The organism is Steroidobacter agaridevorans (assembly GCF_009932555.1).
Taxonomy (GTDB): domain Bacteria; phylum Pseudomonadota; class Gammaproteobacteria; order Steroidobacterales; family Steroidobacteraceae; genus Steroidobacter; species Steroidobacter agaridevorans.
This window is the reverse complement of sequence record NZ_BLJO01000001.1, coordinates 582,086-598,621: the sequence shown is the minus strand read 5'-3', so window position 1 is coordinate 598,621 and position 16,536 is coordinate 582,086. Positions and strand designations below refer to the sequence as shown.

The following is a 16,536-nucleotide window of genomic DNA, read 5'->3' as shown; positions in this document are numbered from 1 at the left end:
CGTTACTCCAGGATGTCGTCACTGCACAGCGAGGTCGTCGTCAGACGTTCGACCCACGCGGCCGGCGCGGGTACGGGCTTCTTCAAGCGGTAGTCGAAAAACACCACGCCGTTCTTGCCTCGGGCCACTTCACGGCCGTCGCCATCGACGGTCGCTCGAAACACCAGGTCGCAGCCATATCTGTTGAAGTCCACGGCGCCGATCTCGAACAGCAATGTCTCGCCATGGAACGCTTCGGATCGGTAGGTAACGGCAGCGTCGGCGACGATCAGCGCCACATCCATGTTGCCGCGGCGGTAGTCGATCGCGTTGAGCATTCGCGCGCGCGCCTCGGCGAACAACGTCAGCAACGCCACCGAATCCAGGTGGCGGCTCTGGTTGATATGACTGGTGTAGATCGGCACTCGTGTCGAGAACACGAACCGTTCGGGCAATTCGATCGTGACGCGCGCCATCGGCTGCTCACATTCACTTCGGTGGAGCTCATGGTATAGTGAACAATGTTCATGTTCCAGTCGCGTCTTGTCGCGAGCGCGGAACCTGGCTCGAGTTCGGGGGAGAGGGCAAATGCCGAAGCTGACTGTTACTACACGTTCGGGCGAGGATCGGGAAATTGCCGTCGCGGCCGGGCCCTCGCTGATGCAGGGCCTGCGCGAGGCGGGTATCGATGAAATCCAGGCGGTCTGTGGCGGTTGCGCCGCTTGTTGTACTTGTCACGTGTACGTGGCGAGCGAACAACTCGACCGACTGCCGCCGCTGTCGGAAGAAGAGGATGCGCTGCTCGAAAGCTCCGATGCGAGACAGCCCACGTCGCGCCTCTCTTGTCAGATTCCGGTGACAGAAGCTCTCGAAGGCCTGCGCGTGACAGTCGCTCCCGACATGTGAGCTACTGCGCAGTGAAGCCGCCGTCGACGACCAACTCGGTGCCGGTCACATAGGCCGCATCGTCCGAGGCGAGGAAAGCAATCGCCGCGGCGACTTCTTCAGGTCGGCCCATGCGTTGCATGGGAATCGTGGCGTGGATCCGGGCTGATTGCTCGCCGCCGTCGGCCTTTGCGACCTGCTGCATCTGTGTCTCGATGACGCCCGGATGCACGGTATTCACGCGAATTCTTTCGGCCGCGGTTTCGATTGCGAGTGCTTTGCTCATGAGCCGAACGCCACCTTTGCTGGCGCCATAACCGACGCAGCGGCGCATGCCGATCAAGCCCGCAATCGATGAGACGTTGATGATTGCGCCACCTCGTTCGTGGCGACGCATGTGTGCAATCACCGCGCGGCAGCCGTAATAGACGCTGGTGAGGTTGACGTCCAATTGCCGACGCCACTCGTCTTCGGTCTGCAAATCGATGCCTTTGAGGATCACCAGGCCGGCGTTGTTCACCAGAACATCGATGGCGCCGAACGCAGCTTCGGCGGCGTCAAGGACCCGCTGCCAGTCTTCGTTTCTGCTGACGTCATGAGACAAACCGCGCGCCGTCGCGCCGGATGCTACGAGCTCTTCGGCTCGTGCGGCGACACCGAGGCCATCGATATCAGTAAGTAAAACTCTGGCGCCTTCGCGCGCCAGGCGTGCAGCGGTTGCGAAACCAATGCCGTCGAGCGAGGCGGCGCCGGTCACGATCGCGGTCTTGCCCTGAAAGCGCATCATCCTGCGGCAGCTCCGAAAAGGCGACTAGAAAGTGAACAATGTTCACTATAAACTCGGCCGGAGTACAGGGCCTAGGGGGCGAGGCGTGAGTAAAGCCGAGGCCGGGCGTTGCCCAGCAACAGCGTTCGATTTCGCGCACTTCGATCACCATTCCGCGCAACACCGTGGAAACGCGGAGCAGGTGTGGGAGGCGATGCGGGCTGCAACCGAGTTGCCGCACAGCGATCTGTACGGCGGCTTTCATGTTGTCACCCGGCACGCGGACCTGCGCACGGCGGCGGCTCAGCACAGGATCTATTCGTCCGCGCAGGGCATCGCTCTACCGAACGAGAGCCGGACGCGGCACGTGCCTGCCGAGGTCGATCCGCCGCTGCAACGTGAGTTCCGTCGATTGCTCGATCCTTTCCTGACGCCAGAGCGCATCTCCGCCAACGAGGCCAAAGTGCGAGCCATCGCGTCGAGTCTGCTCGACAGCCTTGCCGGCGAATCTCGCGTGGAGATGGTTGCGCGATTCACGGAGCCGTTTCCGGTGAGCGCTGCGCTCGCGATCTTCGGATTTCCACCGCCTGACGCGCGCCGACTGAGCGGACTCGTGGACGGTTTGATTCACGGTCGCGGCAGCGAGGCGTCGATCAAGGCGTCGCAAGAGCTGACGGACTATCTGATAGAGCAATTGAAGATGCGTGCCGCTTCGGCCGATCCATCGACGGACGTCCTGGCGGCCGTCGCCCATGGCAGTGTCGAAGGCCGACCGCTCTCCATCGAGGATCAGGTCTCGATCACACGACTCTTGTTGTTCGGTGGGTTCACGACGGTGAACCTGGCGTTGTCACAGACATTGCTGCTCTTCGCAAAGTATCCGGAACTCGCCGAAGGGCTGCGCAGTCAGCCAGAACTGTTTCCAACGGCTCTTGAAGAGTTCGTGCGTTATGCATCGCCCGCCACGTATCTACGTCGCACCGTGGTCGCCGAGGCCGAGCTTGGTGGCTCGAAACTTCGCGCTGGCGATCAGGTGCTGCTGTGTTTCGGCGCGGCCAATCGCGATCCGTCGGTGTTCGACAAGCCGGACGAGATAAATCTCGCCCGCAATCCCAATCCGCATGTGGGCTTTGGCTTCGGGGCGCATCGCTGTCTCGGCTCGGCCATTGCGAAGCTGGAGCTGCGGGTCGCGCTCGAAGAAATTCTGCGTCGTTACGAGCGCGTGGAACTGGATCCAGACGATTCGATCGCCTGGGGCGAAGGCGAGACCCAAGGGTTGACGCGGCTGCCACTGGTGCTGCGCCCGCGCGCGAGCGCCTGACAACTGTTGAGGATGCGTGCATGACGACTGAAGCAAAAGTGATGACCGAACAGACGATCCCTCGTCGGCCGTTGACGGCGATACAGCGCCGCATCGTCGAGTCGCTGACGGACTCCGATCCGACCATGGTGCCGAAGGCAGTGACCTATCTGCCCACGAAGGTCTTTTCGTCTGCGGAGTACTTCGAGCTGGAGCAGAAGACGCTGTTCCGCGGCAAGCCGGTGCCGATGGAAGTATCGGCGGCTTTGCCGAAGCCGAAGATGCACGTTGTGAATGAAGACTACGGCACGTCGGTCCTCCTGACCCGCGACGACGCCGGCAAGGTGCATGCATTCCTGAACGTCTGCATGCATCGTTGCATCCAGCTGTCGCGCGAGAAGCAGCCGAAGTCCGGCGGATTGATCGTGTGCCCGTATCACGCGTGGTCGTACAACATGAGAGGCGAGCTCGTCGGCGTGCCGCGCGAAGACGTGTTCCCGGGGCTCGATCGCAAGAAGCATTCGCTGAAGGCGCTCGAATGTGTCGAAGCGGGCGGCATCATCTGGGTCAATCTGGACCCCAACAGCAAGGCGGATTTCTCGATTGTCGCGGGCGATCTAGCCGCGGAGTTCGATGCGATCGGCTTGCCGAACCAGGTCGTCTACACCAAGGCGCGCTATGAGATCGCGGCGAACTGGAAGTTCGTGCACGACGCGTTCCTCGAGAACTATCACGTGCCGCGGCTGCACTCGAAGTCGCTCGGTAAAATGTTCGAGGATCGACCGACAGCCTTTACTCAGATCGGCCCACATCTGCTGCAATCTTCGACGCGCGCGGGCTACAAGAGCGAGCAGGGCGCAGGCATGCAGACGTTCGAGGACTTTCGAGCCTCGGGCGTGTTCAGCTACACGCTGATCCCCGGCAGCATCGTCATCACCAGCCCCACCTATATCAACGTGATGTTCCTGTCGCCGCAGTCGCCGGACAGGACCGTCATCAACTACTACATGCTCGTCGACCGCATACCGGAGACCGAGGCTGAGAAGGCGCGCTGTGAAAAATCGATCGCGCTGATGCAGCGGGTAACCGCGGACGAGGATTTCTGGGTCTCTGAACTGGGAACGCGCGGCGTGAAAGCCGGCGCGGTGGAACAGATGACCTTGGGCGGCATGGAGCAGGATGTCGCGACTTTCCACAAAGTGCTCGAAGAACAGATGGGACTGACCCGCGGGTAAGAGAACAGACCATGGCCACCGAAACGATCAGCAGCATTCCGGCGCACGTGCGTCCGGAACAAGTCGTCGATGTCGACATCTACACGGACCCGCGGCTGCTTGCCGGGCCGCATGCGGCGTACAAGGCATTCCAGGACGCCGGGCCGGACATCTTCTATACGCCCCGCAACGGCGGTCATTGGATCATCACGCGCTACGATCTGATGTCGACCATCCTGCGCGACCCGGAGCATTTCTCGAGCAAGGAGCTGCACATCCCGCGGCTCAACAGCCCGGTGCAGTTCATTCCCCTGAGCCTCGATCCGCCGGATCACGCGCGCTATCGGGCGGTGCTGCTCAAACACTTCGACAAGAAGTCCATCGCGGCGATGGCCGACAAGCTGCGCCTGTGGGCGGATCGGCTGATCGATCGAGTGCAGGCCAGGGGGCATTGCGACTTCGCCGAGGAGTTGGGCGCGGCCTATCCCGTGTCGATCTTCATGGAAATGATGGGCATGCCGCTGGAGCGTTTCGAAGAATTCCGTGGCATCGTGCTGGAGTACTTCAGCAACATCAGCAGCGAGCGTCGCCTTCAGCTGCAAGAGACGATCATCGGCGTGATGATGGATTTGCGCGAGCAACGCTTGAAGGAGCCGCGCGAGGATCTCATCAGCAAGCTCCTCGCCGAGCGTGTGCGAGGCGAACCGTTGACGGCGGAAGAGTTCCAGTCGATGGGATATCTGCTGTTCCTCGGCGGTCTCGACACGGTGGCGAATGCATTGACGTTCGCGTTCTATCACCTCGCCGGCGATCCCGCGCTACAAAGCCGGCTCGCCAGTCAGCCGGAGCGTCTGCCGGACTTCGTCGAGGAGTCGCTCCGCATGTACGGAGTCGTGCATCAGCCGCGCATCGTCAAGAAGCAGATCGAGCTTGCTGGCGCTCGTTTCGAAGTAGGCGATATGGTGATGTGCGCGCTGCCTGTCGCGGGTCGCGACGATCGCAAGAATCCCGATCCTGAACGTTTCGACATCGATCGTCAGGATCGGCAGCACATCGCGTTCTCCATCGGCGCTCACACCTGCATCGGCAATGTGCTGGCGCGGGCCGAGATGCGCACCTTCACAGAAGCATGGCTACGGCGTATTCCCAATTTCCGGCTGGCGCCGGGCGCGAAACTCGAATGGCGGGGCGGCTCCATTCTGGCGCTGACTCATCTGCCGCTCGAATGGCATGCTGGAGGCTGAGCCCGCCATGCCACGAATCAATGTGACGACCCGGTCGGGCGAGACGCTGACGATCGATGCAACGGCCGGCAGCTCTCTGAAAGATGCGCTCATGGACGGTGGTGTGCAGGAGATCAACGCGGTGACGAGCTGCGGCGGGTGCTGTTCGTGTGGCACGTGTCATGTCTTTATCGATGCCGCGGATTTCCCGCGCTTGCCCGGCATGCAGAGTCAGGAAGACGATCTGCTGTATGTGCGGGACGATCGTCAGCCCACGTCGCGGCTGGCCTGTCAGATCAATGTCACCGACCAGCTCGATGGGCTGAAGGTGACTGTCGCACCGGAATGGTGAGGAGCAAGTCATGTCAGCGATCGATCCGCAACGTTACGAGATGATCAAGGTGTCTGTCAGCGACGGCATCGCGACGCTGGTGCTCTCCAATCCGGCCCGCAAGAACGCCGTGAATCGCCAGATGCACACCGAGCTGGAACGCATCTGGGACGATATCGATGCCGACGACGACGTGCGCGTGGCGATTCTGACCGGCGACGCGGGCACGTTCTGCGCGGGCACGGATCTCGGCGGACAACAGAAGCAGAACAACGAGGGACGACGGGGGCGGCCGCGAACCCGGCCCGCCCGGCGAATCTTCTGGAACATGCTCGATTGTGAGAAGCCGATTATCGCGAAGGTGCGTGGCTACGCTTATGGCCTGGGCGTGAATCTGGCGCTGGCGTGCGACTTGGTCTACGCCGCGGAATCCGCGAAACTATGCGACTCGCACGTGAAGCATGGCATCGCTCCGGGCGACGGCGGCGCTGCGTTGTGGCCGCTGCTGATCGGGTTTCATCGTGCGAAAGAGCTGATCCTCACGGGTGAGCCGATCGTTGGTCGCAAGGCGGCGGACATCGGGTTGATCAACTATGCGCTGCCCGACGATGAGCTCGACGCGGCTGTGGATGCGATGGCTCGCAAGCTCGCGGACGGACCGCCGCTGGCGATCTCCTACGGCAAGCTTTCAGTGAATACCATGCTGAAGCAGATGATGGCCGGTGCATTCGAGACGTCGCTCGCTTACGATCAGCTGACGCTGTATACGCAGGACCACAAAGAAGGCGCCAATGCATTCATGGAAAAGCGCAAGCCGAAGTTCACGGGCAACTGACGCAGGAACGTCTGAACAATGTGCGCGATGAGAGCCCCTCGTTCTTTGAAAGCCGCGGCGAATCGGGTCGCCTCGAGCGATTCACCCTTGTCGCGACGGAAGAAGCCGTCGCAGGAGCGATCGCGCACGACCGTCCAATCCATCTTCGCGGCCACGGAAGAGCTGGTGCGAGAGCACGGTTTCGGCAACGTCGGGACGCGTCAGATCGCGGAGCGGGCGGGCGTGAGTATCGGCTCGCTTTATCAATACTTCCCGACTTACGAGGCGATCCTGCTCGCCTGGTACGAAGACGTGGCGGCCACGGCAGCTCAGAAGATGCGCGTCACGACAGTCGACATCCTCGACAAGCCGCAGATCGAAGCCGTGCGTATCGCCATCACCGCGCTGCTGACTATTCTCGAGCGCAATTCACTGGTGTTGCTGCGCATGCCGACCGAGGCGCCCGAGATCGAACGAGTGGTCGGCGCGACGTCGTTTCTGACCATGAATCGGGCGGCGATGCGCTTGTTCTTCGCTCAGCACCACGAGTTCGACCCACTGGAGACCGAGCGGCACATCTTCTTCCTGGAGACGCTGCTCATGAGCGTCTTCCGTCGGTGGGTGTTGGAAAAGCCGCGCAACGTGCCGCGAGCCATGCTGATCGAGCAGGTGGTCGGCGTGGTGGACGACTACTTGAAACGCAACGTCGTGGCGCCCAAGCGCAAGCGTTGACGTTTCAGGGCAGGATTTCGGCGAGCTGTCGTTGCGCTTCGAGCATTCGCGGCAGCACTTCGGTTCGTATGCGCGCCGCGGACTCCGGCGTCGCATGCAGCGCGACGACGAAGGCCGCAACGGTGCGGGCCTGCGTATTGCGAATCGGCACCGCGATCGACATCGAGCCGATTTCGACTTCCTGATCGATGATCGAGAAGCCGCTGGCTCGGACGCGATCGAGTTCGGCCTCGAGTGCGTCGATATCGGTCAGGGTGCGAGGAGTGATGGCGCGGCGATCGCTTTGCATCAGTCGCTCATGGCTTTGAGCGGGCGGCAGCCCAGCCAGGAGCACGCGACCCATGGCTGTGCAGTACGCCGGTAACCGGCTGCCGGCGTGCAGACTGCCGGCAATCAACTGATGGTGTGCGGCTCGCGCGATGTAGACGATCTCGGTGCCATCGAGCACCGACGCCGAACAGGACGCGCTCACTGCATGAGCCAATTGATCGAGCGAGGGCTGAATCAATCGCGACAACGGCGCGGCCAGGTACGCGTTGCCCAGACGCAGAATTTGCGGAGTGAGCTCGAAGTAGCGGCCGTCGGTCGTCGCGTAGCCACGGTTGACCAGCGTGAGCAAACACCGTCGCGCCGAGGCGCGGTCGAGACCGGCGAGACGGGCCACTTCTGCGATGGTCAAAGCGGAGCGGCCGCGGCCATAGGCCTCGATCACCGCCAGCCCCTTGGCGAAGCCGCCCATCTGGTCTTCCGGATTCGCGGCGGCCTTGGTCGGCGGGGCTGCGAGGTCGGGCGTTTTGTTAGTCGGTGTAATCGGTTGGCTCATGTTGGCGGTCTTGAGGTGCTGCAATGCTAATGACTTCCTCGGGAGAGTGCGAGGTAGCCGTTGTGCGATATGGATTCAGTTGATACATTATCGCACAAACGTGCTACTGGAATGAGCACCACCCGGAATCCATGCCAGGGTCGGCGATCCGTATCGGCGATGAGGTGTGAGCATGAAATTGACGGGGTGTGCAGCGGTCGTGACAGGCGGTGCTTCCGGACTGGGCGAGGCGACTGCTCGCGGGCTGGCTGCCGAAGGCGTAAAGGTCGCGATCTTCGACCTCAATGCTGAGAAGGGCGAAGCGGTCGCGGCTGCGATCGGTGGCGTCTTCTGCCAGGTCGATGTGCGTCAGGACGCGAGTGTGGATGCGGGCTTCGCCAAGGCGCGGGCCGCGTTTGGACAGGAACGCATCCTGGTCAACTGCGCCGGCCTCGGTAACGCGGTCAAGACCGCGTCGCGCGACAAACAAACGGGCGAGATCAAACATTTTCCGCTCGACCAGTTCGAGCGCATCGTGCAGATCAATCTGATTGGAACGTTCCGCTGTATCGCGAAATCCGCGGCCGGAATGTTGCAGCTGCAGCCGATGGATGATGGCGAGCGCGGTGTGATCGTGAACACCGCCAGCGTCGCTGCCGAAGATGGCCAGATAGGGCAGGCGGCTTACGCCTCGTCGAAAGCAGGCATTGTCGGCATGACATTGCCGGTCGCGCGCGATCTGATGAACGAAGGCATTCGCGTGAACACGATTCTGCCCGGCATCTTCGACACTCCCCTGATGGCGACGATGAAAGAACCTGTGCGCCAGGCGCTGGCGGCTTCGGTGCCCTTTCCCAAGCGCCTCGGCGCGCCGGCGGAATATGCCTCGCTCGCGCTCGAGATCTGTCGCAACAGCTACCTCAATGGAGCCTGCTTCCGTCTCGACGGCGCCATTCGCATGGCGCCGCGTTGATCGGTCGCAATGACTCGGATTTAACCAACCCGTACCCGGTTTCTCGTTGACACCCGGAAACTCATGTGCGACTTTGTTACATCAGGGCGATAATCGCACAACTGATTCAGCGGTTCGAAAACGATCTGACCTTTTTGATGTGAGAGGGGGACCCATGACGATTGCAGTTCAATCAGCGGTGAAGTCGGTGCTCACGGCTGCATCCGTGTTTTCGAGCCTGCTTGCTGGCGTCGCATCGGCGCAGACGGCAGAAGCGCCAGCGGCCGATACGGCCCAAACACAATCCGAGAGCCTCGAGGTGATCACGGTCACTGCGCAGCGTCGCGAAGAGCGCTCCGTCGATGTGCCGATTTCCATCGCCTCGCTCAGCGGAGATACGCTGCGCGCGGCCGGTGTTGCGGCGACCGCCGCCCTGCCGCAAGCGGTGCCCGGTCTGCGCTTCGATTACTCCGGTTCTTACGTGCAGCCGACCATTCGCGGTGTCGGTAGCGCGCTCGCCGGTCCCGGCATGAACTCCAACGTCGCGATCTATGTCGACGGTTTTTATGTTCCGAACCTGTTGGGCTCGGACTTCGATCTGGTCAGCGTGCAAAGCGTCGATGTCTTGAAGGGTCCGCAAGGCACGCTGTTTGGCCGCAACGCCACGGGTGGCGCCATTCTCGTCACCACGCGCGATCCTACGGATGAGTTCACGGGCGAAGTGCGTGCGGGCTTCGGCTCGTTCGGCCGTGCCACCGTGAGCGGCTATCTGTCCGGCGGTTTGACCGACACGATCTCTGCGGATCTCACTGCGTACTACGAAGAGGGCGATGGCAGCGTCAAGAGCCTGGTCACCGGTAAGGATGACGTCGCCGCGTTCGAACGATCGACCGTGCGTTCGAAGATCCTCTGGAAGCCCTCCGATGCCGCGAAGATCGCGCTGACGCTCGAGCATCGCGAAGCTGACGATCCGACCGCGAACATCACCAGCGCCTATGAAGGGATGTCGGCCGGCTCTGTGATTCCCGGGACGCTTATCGCGACCGGTCCACACAACTACTCCGGTACGGCGAAGGCAGGCCACGATTACGCGGGCACGAGTGCAACGCTGCGCGGCGACTTCGACCTGGGCGGCTTGAATTTCACTTCTTATTCGATGTATCGCGACGAGAAGAGCGATGAAGCGAAGGACTACGACAGCACGCCGGTGGACATCTTCTCCGCGGCCTGGCGCGTGAACGACAAGACTTTGACGCAGGAATTCAACCTGTCTTCGAACGAGGGCGAGAAATTCTCCTGGGTCACGGGCCTGTTCTACTACCGCAACGAGAACGAATATCCGTCCTTCAATCAGAAGGTCGGCACGGCGGCCCCATTCAGCGCCTTCCGTTCCAACATCGTGCAGAAGTCGTTGGCTGCGTTCGCCGACGGCACTTATGAGATCGCGGACGGATTGTTCCTGACCGCCGGCGTGCGTTGGGGACGCGATGAATCCGAGGCCAGCTATCTGGACAAGGTGAATCCCGCGAACACGCGTCAAGGCGAGCACAGCTGGACGAGTGTCACGCCGCGTGCGGTGCTCCGCTATGAGCTGTCGCCGTACTCGAACGTGTATGCCTCGTATACCCAAGGTTACAAGGCCGGTCTCGTGCCGATCACCGAGTCGACCACGCCGGTCGATCCCGAGAAGATCGATGCGTACGAAGTGGGTTACAAGCTGGCCGGCTCGGGACTCACGTTCGATGCCGCAGCGTTTTACTACGACTACACGGATCTGCAGATCGCGTCGTACGTCGGCACGATCAGTCTGACGCGCAACGCGGCCGAGTCGGAGATTTACGGTCTCGACGCGCAAGTGACGGCGGATCTGACCGATCGATGGTCGGTGCGTGCCGGCGCTACTTACGTGCATTCCGAGTACAAGTCATTCCCCGGCGCGGTCTCCTATCAGCAGGTGCTCGATCCGACTTCGCCGGCGTATGGCGTCTTTATCAACCCGCCGGTCGATGCGAGCGGCAACCAGATGCAACGTGCGCCTGAAACCTCGGGCACGTTGGGCGTGAACTATCACCAGCCGGTATCGTGGGGCGAGCTGTCGTTCGATGCGAATCTGTACGCGACCTCGAAGTTCTACTTCGATCCCATCAACGACTTCGTCGAGGACGGCTACACGCTGCTGAATCTGCGCGCCACCTGGACGTCGCTGTCCGGGTCAACGTCGGTCACCGTGTACGGCAACAACGTTACGGATGAGGACTATCGCGCCGAAGTGCTGCCGGGTCCATTCTCGATCCAGCAGATCTACGGCGAGCCTGCGGCTGCCGGCGTCTCGGTGTCTTATAAGTTCTGATCGAGCGCGGCGTGGAAGAAACGTTTGACTATGTGATCGTGGGAGCCGGTGCGGCGGGTTGCGTGCTCGCGTACCGGCTCTCGCAAGACCCTGCGAACCGGGTGCTGCTGATCGAAGCGGGCGGCTCGCATCGTCATCCGTTCATCACCATGCCGAAAGGCATTTTCAAAATCATGGCGAGTCCGGTGCACATGTGGCCCTACATGACGCAGCCGGACACCGCTTCCAAGCACGCGGCCGAATCGTGGGCGAGGGGACGCACCCTCGGCGGATCCAGCTCCGTGAACGGCATGGTCTATGTCCGCGGCCAGGATGCCGACTACGATTCGCTCGCGGCCAATTCGAGTGAAGATTGGAGCTGGCAGCACATCGGCGCCGCGTATCGTGCGATGGAGAATCACGAGCTCGGGCCGGCGCCGACGCGCGGCGACCGCGGGCCGCTGCATATCTCGTTACCTGAAATGCGCACGCCGCTGATCGATGCGGCCATCAAAGCCGGTGCGTCGATGGGGCTTGCACCCAAAGCCGACGTCAACGATCCGGAAGACGTGCCTCGAATCGGCTACGCGCCGCGCACTATCTATCGCGGTCGTCGTCAAAGCGGCGCAACGGCTTTTCTCGATCCGATTCGAGATAGAAAGAATCTGACTGTGATCACGGGTGCTGCCGTCGATGCCGTCGAGTTCGACGGGCGGCGCGCTTCGTCAGTTCGCGCGATTCACAATGGCGCGACGGTGCGATTCAAGGCTCGTCGAGAGATTCTGCTCTCGGGCGGCACACTGTCCACGCCAGCGGTATTGCAGCGTTCGGGTGTCGGTCCGGCGGAGCTGCTGCATCGGCATGGCGTTGCTTTGGTTCAAGAGAGTCCCGAAGTGGGCCGCAACGTTGTCGAGCATCGCGGACTCGTAATGCAATGGCGCGTTCCGGATCGCTCTTCGGTCAACCGCGACCTGCAGGGTTGGCGCCGGTATCGCTCCGCCACTCAATATTATCTGACCCGACGCGGCCCGCTTGCGGCCGGTGTTTACGACGCCGTTGCGTATTTCAAATCACGCGCTGATTTGTCGCGTCCAGACATGCAGATGCTGATCGCACCCTTCAGCATCAACTACACGAACCCGGCTGCGGGCGTCGAAGCGCACGGTGGCATGAATCTCTGTGTGTATCCGCTGCGGCCGGAATCGAAAGGCTCGGTATCGATTCGCTCGCGCGACGCCAGCGAGTTGCCCGAGATCCAATCCGGATACGGCACGGCGCCAGACGATCGCAAGAAGATGATCGACATCGTGCGGCTCACGCGTCGGTTCGTGAAAAGCCCGGCGCTCGCGGCGTTTCAGCCGCAGGAGACTCGCCCGGGTGCTGAATACCAGAGCGACGAGCAGATCCTCGATGCCCATCTGCAGATGGGCTACACGAACTATCACGCATGCGGCAGTTGTCGCATGGGAAGGGATGAGCAATCCGTTGTCGACCCACGCCTGCGAGTGCGAGGTGTCGATGGCCTGCGGGTCGTGGACACCTCGGTTTTTCCAGTCATGCCCTCCGGCAATACCAACGGGCCGGCCATGGTGCTCGGCTGGCGGGCGGCGGATCTCATTCTGGCGGAGCGTTGAGAGATTCCTATGAGCGCGACATCCATGAATCATATCTCCAGCCTGAAGTATCCGGACCGCTTGTTCATCGACGGCGCCTGGGTCGCGGCTTCGTCGAATCAGAGTCTCGACGTCATCGCGCCGGCGACAGAGCAGAAATACCTTTCGGTCGCCGCGGCGTCGTCAGCGGATATCAACCGAGCCGTCGCAGCCGCACGTGTTGCGTTCGACAAGGGCCCATGGCCCCGAATGTCACATGCCGAGCGTGGGCGCTATCTGATGGCGATCGCCGAGGAACTGGATCGTCGCAAGCAGGATGTCGCCCGGGCGTGGCCGAATGAGATGGGCATCCTGCACTCGATGGCGACTGCATACGCCGGCGGTGTGAGTGGCATGTACAAGTTCTATGCGAGCCTCGCCGGTCAGTTCGCCTTCGAAGAAAAACGTCGCACGTTCTCTGGCGCGAAAGTCGGACTGCTGGTGCGCGAGCCTGTGGGTGTCGTCGGTGCAATCATTCCCTGGAATGGACCGATTGCGCTCATCGGGTTCAAAGTCGCGCCGGCATTGCTCGCGGGCTGCACCGTGGTGATCAAAGGGTCGCCGGAGGCGCCAAGTCATGCGCTGATCATGGCCGAGATCGCGGAGAAAGTAGGGCTCCCGCCGGGCGTGCTCAATGTCGTCACCGCCGATCGCGAGGCGTCCGAAGCGCTCGTGCGCCATCCCGGCATCGACAAGATTGCATTCACCGGCTCCAGCGCTACCGGCAAGCGTATCGCTTCGATTCTTGGCGAACGGATGGCGCGTTACACGCTCGAGCTCGGTGGCAAGTCGGCAGCGGTCGTGCTCGATGACTACGATGTGGAGCAGGCGGCACAGTCGATCGCCGCGAATGCATGCGACATGACCGGTCAGGTCTGCGCCTCCCTCACTCGCATGATTGTCTCGCGCTCGCGGCACGATGCTTTCGTCGAGGCGCTCAGCAGCAAGCTGTCGAAGGTCGTGGTCGGCGATCCGTTCGATCCAACGACGCAGATGGGGCCGCTGGCGACGGCAAGACAACGTGACATCGTCGAACGCTACATCGCGAAGGGCAAAGAGGCTGGCTTCAAGATCGCCACGGGTGGCCGGCGGCCGTCGCACCTGTCGCGTGGATTCTTCGTTGAACCGACAGTGTTCGCGGGCGTCGACAATCGCTCAGCCATCGCGCAGGAAGAAATCTTCGGCCCGGTGATCGTCGCCATTGCCGCGGACAACGACGAGCACGCCATCGAGTTGGCCAACGACAGCCCGTATGGATTGAACGCGACCGTGTTTACCAACGACGTCGAGCGCGCCTATTCGGTGGCGCGTCGGCTCCGCAGCGGTACCGTCGGTCACAACGGGTTGCGTCTCGACTTCTCGATTGCGTTTGGCGGATTCAAACAGTCGGGTGTCGGCAGAGAAGGCGGAGTCGAAGGACTCATGCCCTATCTCGAAACCAAGACGGTATTGCTCGACGGCCTGCCTGCGCACATCGCCGCGGCAGAAGCCTCGCGAGCGAAGGCCTGAGGCAGAGACCGTGAAGCAAGAGAATCTTTCCGACACCGTCCGGCTCCATTCGCCAGCACCGCACGTCGCGGTGATCACGATCGATCGACCTGAGGCTCGCAATGCCGTCAGTGCTTCGGTGGCGGAGGGCATCGATCGAGCTCTGACGCTCACCGAAGCTGACACGGACACCTGGGTAGTCGTGCTGACCGGCGCGGGCGGCAAAGCCTTCTGCGCGGGTGCGGATTTGAAAGAAGTGGCGGCGGGGCGCGCGGCGACCTTGGGAACGTCACGCGGCGGGTTTGCAGGCTTCGTGAATTATTCTCGAGAGAAACCCTGGATCGCCGCTGTCGAGGGTTTCGCGCTCGGCGGCGGTTTCGAGATTGTTCTCACTTGCGACATGGTCGTAGCCGCGGAGACTGCGACGTTTGGTTTGCCCGAGACGTCACGCGGACTCATGGCGGCGGCGGGGGGCGTTTACCGACTGCCTCGTTTACTACCCCGGAATATCGCCATCGAGCTGATCGCGACCGGAAAGGTACTATCGGCGACGCAGGCGCATGCTCACGGACTCGTCAATCGAGTCGCCTCCGCCGGCTCCGCGCTCGATGTTGCCGTCGAACTCGCGCAAGCGGTTGCGAAATGCGCACCTGTCGCCGTTCGTGAAAGCTTGAAGGTCGCGCGAGTCGCGGCCGATATGAGCGATGCTGAGTTGCGTGTCGTGATGAGACAAGCATTCGAGCGCAATGCCAGCGCGGAAGATTATCGCGAAGGTCCGCGTGCGTTTCTCGAGAAGCGCGCCCCACAATGGCTCGGTCGCTGAGCACGCCACCGCTGGAGTGACCATGATCGAAGAGTTGAAGGCCCACGAAGATTTTCGGCAGCAGGTGCGCGAATGGCTCGCTCGCAATCTGCCGAAGGATTGGCAGGCCGAAATGCTCGGCGCGTCCGAAGACGAGCACGCTGCATTTCAGAAGCGGTGGTTCCGTCAGATGCGAGAGGGCGGCTACGTTGCTCCGCATTGGCCGAAGCAGTGGGGCGGCGGTGGCATGTCCTTCCCGCAGCAGATCGTGTTGTTCGAAGAGCTCGCCCGCGCCGGCGCGCCGCGGCTCGTTCTCTATTTCATCTCTCTTTATCACGCACCGGCGACACTGCTGGAGTGGGGTTCGGAGGAGCAGCGCAAACGACATCTGCCAGCGATCCTGACCGGCGATGAGATCTGGTGCCAGGGCTTCTCCGAGCCTGGCGCCGGCTCCGATCTGGCCAGTTTGCGCACGAAGGCGGAGCGTCGCGGCGATGTCTACGTTATCAACGGCCAGAAAACATGGTCGTCGAACGCCTATCGCGCACGCTACTGTCTGCTGCTCGCGCGCACGGATTCCACCGCGCCCAAGCACAAAGGCATTTCCTATTTCATTCTGGATCTCGAGAGCAAAGGCGTCACCCGCCGGCCGATCCGGATGCTCACCGGTGGCTCGCACTTTTGCGAACTGTTCCTGGACAACGTCGAGATTCCGGCTGAGAACCGCATCGGTGAAGAAGGTCAGGGTTGGGCGGTTGCTCAATCGACACTCGCGTCAGAGCGCGGCCTCACGGCGCTGGAGTTCGCTGAGCGTATGCGCCAGGCGCTGGCTCTGTTGGTGCGCGATGCTTCCAAGCCGGCGCCGTGGGGCGGTCGGTTCATCGATGACGCCGGCATTCGCCGCCAGCTCGTCGATGTGCACATCGGCACCGAGACGCTCCATGTGCTGGTGGGAAACATGCTGACCCGTGCGTTGCGTGGCGACGGGGGCGGCTCCGAAGCATCCATCATCAAGATCTATCACAGCGAGATGCTGCAGAAGTTCACCGACCTCGGTGTGCAGCTGGGCGGCATCTCCGGCCAATACGTGCAATCGGTGCTGATGGGCGGCGGTTACGAATCCGGCTACTGGATGCACGACAACCTGTACTCGTGGGCTTGCACCATCGCAGGGGGCAGCAACGAGATCCAACGCAACATCATCGCTGAGAAGACGCTAGGTCTACCGCGCGAGCCGAAGCTCGCCAGCGGACACTAAGGGCTGCAA

Annotated in this window: 16 protein-coding genes; 13 read left to right on the top strand and 3 right to left on the bottom strand. The window is 61.9% G+C overall.

Translation table 11 applies throughout. The features are described 5' to 3' along the window. Positions 1-2: 2 nt before the first annotated feature. A complete protein-coding gene (locus tag GYH35_RS02570) occupies positions 3-455 on the bottom strand; it encodes an acyl-CoA thioesterase (protein WP_161813727.1) in 453 nt (150 codons plus the stop codon). Positions 456-567: 112 nt separating this feature from the next. Here GYH35_RS02570 and GYH35_RS02565 point away from each other — a divergent pair, with 112 nt between their 5' ends. Beyond that, complete coding sequence (locus tag GYH35_RS02565) at positions 568-885, top strand: 2Fe-2S iron-sulfur cluster-binding family protein (RefSeq protein ID WP_161813728.1); 318 nt, start codon at positions 568-570, stop codon at positions 883-885. A 1-nt stretch (position 886) separates the two neighbouring features. Here GYH35_RS02565 and GYH35_RS02560 read toward each other — a convergent pair whose 3' ends face one another. After that, complete coding sequence (locus tag GYH35_RS02560) at positions 887-1,651, bottom strand: SDR family NAD(P)-dependent oxidoreductase (RefSeq protein WP_161813729.1); 765 nt, start codon at positions 1,649-1,651, stop codon at positions 887-889. Between the two features lie 193 nt (positions 1,652-1,844). On the opposite strand from GYH35_RS02560, the gene GYH35_RS02555 reads away from it, so the two are divergent. From GYH35_RS02555 to GYH35_RS02530, 6 genes are read left to right on the top strand one after another with little or no spacing between them, the layout of a single operon-like run. Next, positions 1,845-2,951, top strand: coding sequence for a cytochrome P450 (locus GYH35_RS02555; protein ID WP_161813730.1), 1,107 nt, complete (start codon positions 1,845-1,847; stop codon positions 2,949-2,951). A 20-nt stretch (positions 2,952-2,971) separates the two neighbouring features. After that, on the top strand, positions 2,972-4,165 hold the full coding sequence (locus GYH35_RS02550; protein ID WP_161827579.1) for an aromatic ring-hydroxylating oxygenase subunit alpha: 1,194 nt from the start codon (positions 2,972-2,974) through the stop codon (positions 4,163-4,165). Positions 4,166-4,176: 11 nt separating this feature from the next. Further along, entirely contained in the window at positions 4,177-5,388 is a 1,212-nt protein-coding gene (locus tag GYH35_RS02545; RefSeq protein WP_161827578.1) for a cytochrome P450, read from the top strand. Between the two features lie 7 nt (positions 5,389-5,395). Beyond that, on the top strand, positions 5,396-5,719 hold the full coding sequence (locus GYH35_RS02540) for a 2Fe-2S iron-sulfur cluster-binding protein (RefSeq protein ID WP_161827577.1): 324 nt from the start codon (positions 5,396-5,398) through the stop codon (positions 5,717-5,719). Positions 5,720-5,729: 10 nt separating this feature from the next. Then, positions 5,730-6,533: an enoyl-CoA hydratase/isomerase family protein gene (locus GYH35_RS02535; protein ID WP_161813734.1), complete on the top strand. Its 804-nt coding sequence runs from the start codon at positions 5,730-5,732 to the stop codon at positions 6,531-6,533. Between the two features lie 27 nt (positions 6,534-6,560). Next, positions 6,561-7,244, top strand: a complete 684-nt coding sequence (locus GYH35_RS02530; protein WP_161813735.1) for a TetR/AcrR family transcriptional regulator — start codon at positions 6,561-6,563, stop codon at positions 7,242-7,244. Between the two features lie 4 nt (positions 7,245-7,248). On the opposite strand, the gene GYH35_RS02525 is transcribed toward GYH35_RS02530, so the two are convergent. After that, positions 7,249-7,983: an IclR family transcriptional regulator domain-containing protein gene (locus tag GYH35_RS02525; RefSeq protein ID WP_161814268.1), complete on the bottom strand. Its 735-nt coding sequence runs from the start codon at positions 7,981-7,983 to the stop codon at positions 7,249-7,251. Positions 7,984-8,239: 256 nt separating this feature from the next. Between GYH35_RS02525 and GYH35_RS02520 the strand changes: the two genes are divergently transcribed. The 6 genes from GYH35_RS02520 (at position 8,240) to GYH35_RS02495 (ending at position 16,527) form a co-directional block, all read left to right on the top strand. Beyond that, positions 8,240-9,019 (top strand): SDR family NAD(P)-dependent oxidoreductase, encoded by a 780-nt coding sequence (locus GYH35_RS02520; protein ID WP_161813736.1) that lies wholly within the window; start codon positions 8,240-8,242, stop codon positions 9,017-9,019. A 154-nt stretch (positions 9,020-9,173) separates the two neighbouring features. Further along, entirely contained in the window at positions 9,174-11,348 is a 2,175-nt protein-coding gene (locus GYH35_RS02515; protein WP_161813737.1) for a TonB-dependent receptor, read from the top strand. An 11-nt stretch (positions 11,349-11,359) separates the two neighbouring features. Next, complete coding sequence (locus GYH35_RS02510) at positions 11,360-12,961, top strand: GMC family oxidoreductase (RefSeq protein ID WP_161827576.1); 1,602 nt, start codon at positions 11,360-11,362, stop codon at positions 12,959-12,961. Positions 12,962-12,970: 9 nt separating this feature from the next. Beyond that, positions 12,971-14,488 carry an aldehyde dehydrogenase gene (locus GYH35_RS02505; protein WP_161813739.1) on the top strand — a complete coding sequence of 506 codons (1,518 nt, stop codon included), beginning with the start codon at positions 12,971-12,973 and terminating at the stop codon, positions 14,486-14,488. A 10-nt stretch (positions 14,489-14,498) separates the two neighbouring features. Next, the gene (locus GYH35_RS02500; RefSeq protein WP_161813740.1) at positions 14,499-15,290 is read left to right on the top strand and encodes an enoyl-CoA hydratase-related protein; all 792 of its coding nucleotides are present in this window, start codon (positions 14,499-14,501) and stop codon (positions 15,288-15,290) included. Positions 15,291-15,312: 22 nt separating this feature from the next. Beyond that, complete coding sequence (locus GYH35_RS02495; protein ID WP_161813741.1) at positions 15,313-16,527, top strand: acyl-CoA dehydrogenase family protein; 1,215 nt, start codon at positions 15,313-15,315, stop codon at positions 16,525-16,527. Positions 16,528-16,536 lie beyond the last annotated feature (9 nt).

What these genes read in the sequence shown, in the direction of transcription:
- GYH35_RS02560 (WP_161813729.1), bottom strand. Translation starts at nt 1,651, where the DNA reads ATGATGCGCTTTCAGGGCAAGACCGCGATCGTGACCGGCGCCGCCTCG.
- GYH35_RS02525 (WP_161814268.1), bottom strand. Translation starts at nt 7,983, where the DNA reads ATGGGCGGCTTCGCCAAGGGGCTGGCGGTGATCGAGGCCTATGGCCGC.
- GYH35_RS02505 (WP_161813739.1), top strand. Translation starts at nt 12,971, where the DNA reads ATGAGCGCGACATCCATGAATCATATCTCCAGCCTGAAGTATCCGGAC.
- GYH35_RS02545 (WP_161827578.1), top strand. Translation starts at nt 4,177, where the DNA reads ATGGCCACCGAAACGATCAGCAGCATTCCGGCGCACGTGCGTCCGGAA.
- GYH35_RS02530 (WP_161813735.1), top strand. Translation starts at nt 6,561, where the DNA reads ATGAGAGCCCCTCGTTCTTTGAAAGCCGCGGCGAATCGGGTCGCCTCG.
- GYH35_RS02565 (WP_161813728.1), top strand. Translation starts at nt 568, where the DNA reads ATGCCGAAGCTGACTGTTACTACACGTTCGGGCGAGGATCGGGAAATT.
- GYH35_RS02535 (WP_161813734.1), top strand. Translation starts at nt 5,730, where the DNA reads ATGTCAGCGATCGATCCGCAACGTTACGAGATGATCAAGGTGTCTGTC.
- GYH35_RS02550 (WP_161827579.1), top strand. Translation starts at nt 2,972, where the DNA reads ATGACGACTGAAGCAAAAGTGATGACCGAACAGACGATCCCTCGTCGG.
- GYH35_RS02515 (WP_161813737.1), top strand. Translation starts at nt 9,174, where the DNA reads ATGACGATTGCAGTTCAATCAGCGGTGAAGTCGGTGCTCACGGCTGCA.
- GYH35_RS02555 (WP_161813730.1), top strand. Translation starts at nt 1,845, where the DNA reads ATGCGGGCTGCAACCGAGTTGCCGCACAGCGATCTGTACGGCGGCTTT.
- GYH35_RS02540 (WP_161827577.1), top strand. Translation starts at nt 5,396, where the DNA reads ATGCCACGAATCAATGTGACGACCCGGTCGGGCGAGACGCTGACGATC.
- GYH35_RS02570 (WP_161813727.1), bottom strand. Translation starts at nt 455, where the DNA reads ATGGCGCGCGTCACGATCGAATTGCCCGAACGGTTCGTGTTCTCGACA.
- GYH35_RS02520 (WP_161813736.1), top strand. Translation starts at nt 8,240, where the DNA reads ATGAAATTGACGGGGTGTGCAGCGGTCGTGACAGGCGGTGCTTCCGGA.
- GYH35_RS02495 (WP_161813741.1), top strand. Translation starts at nt 15,313, where the DNA reads ATGATCGAAGAGTTGAAGGCCCACGAAGATTTTCGGCAGCAGGTGCGC.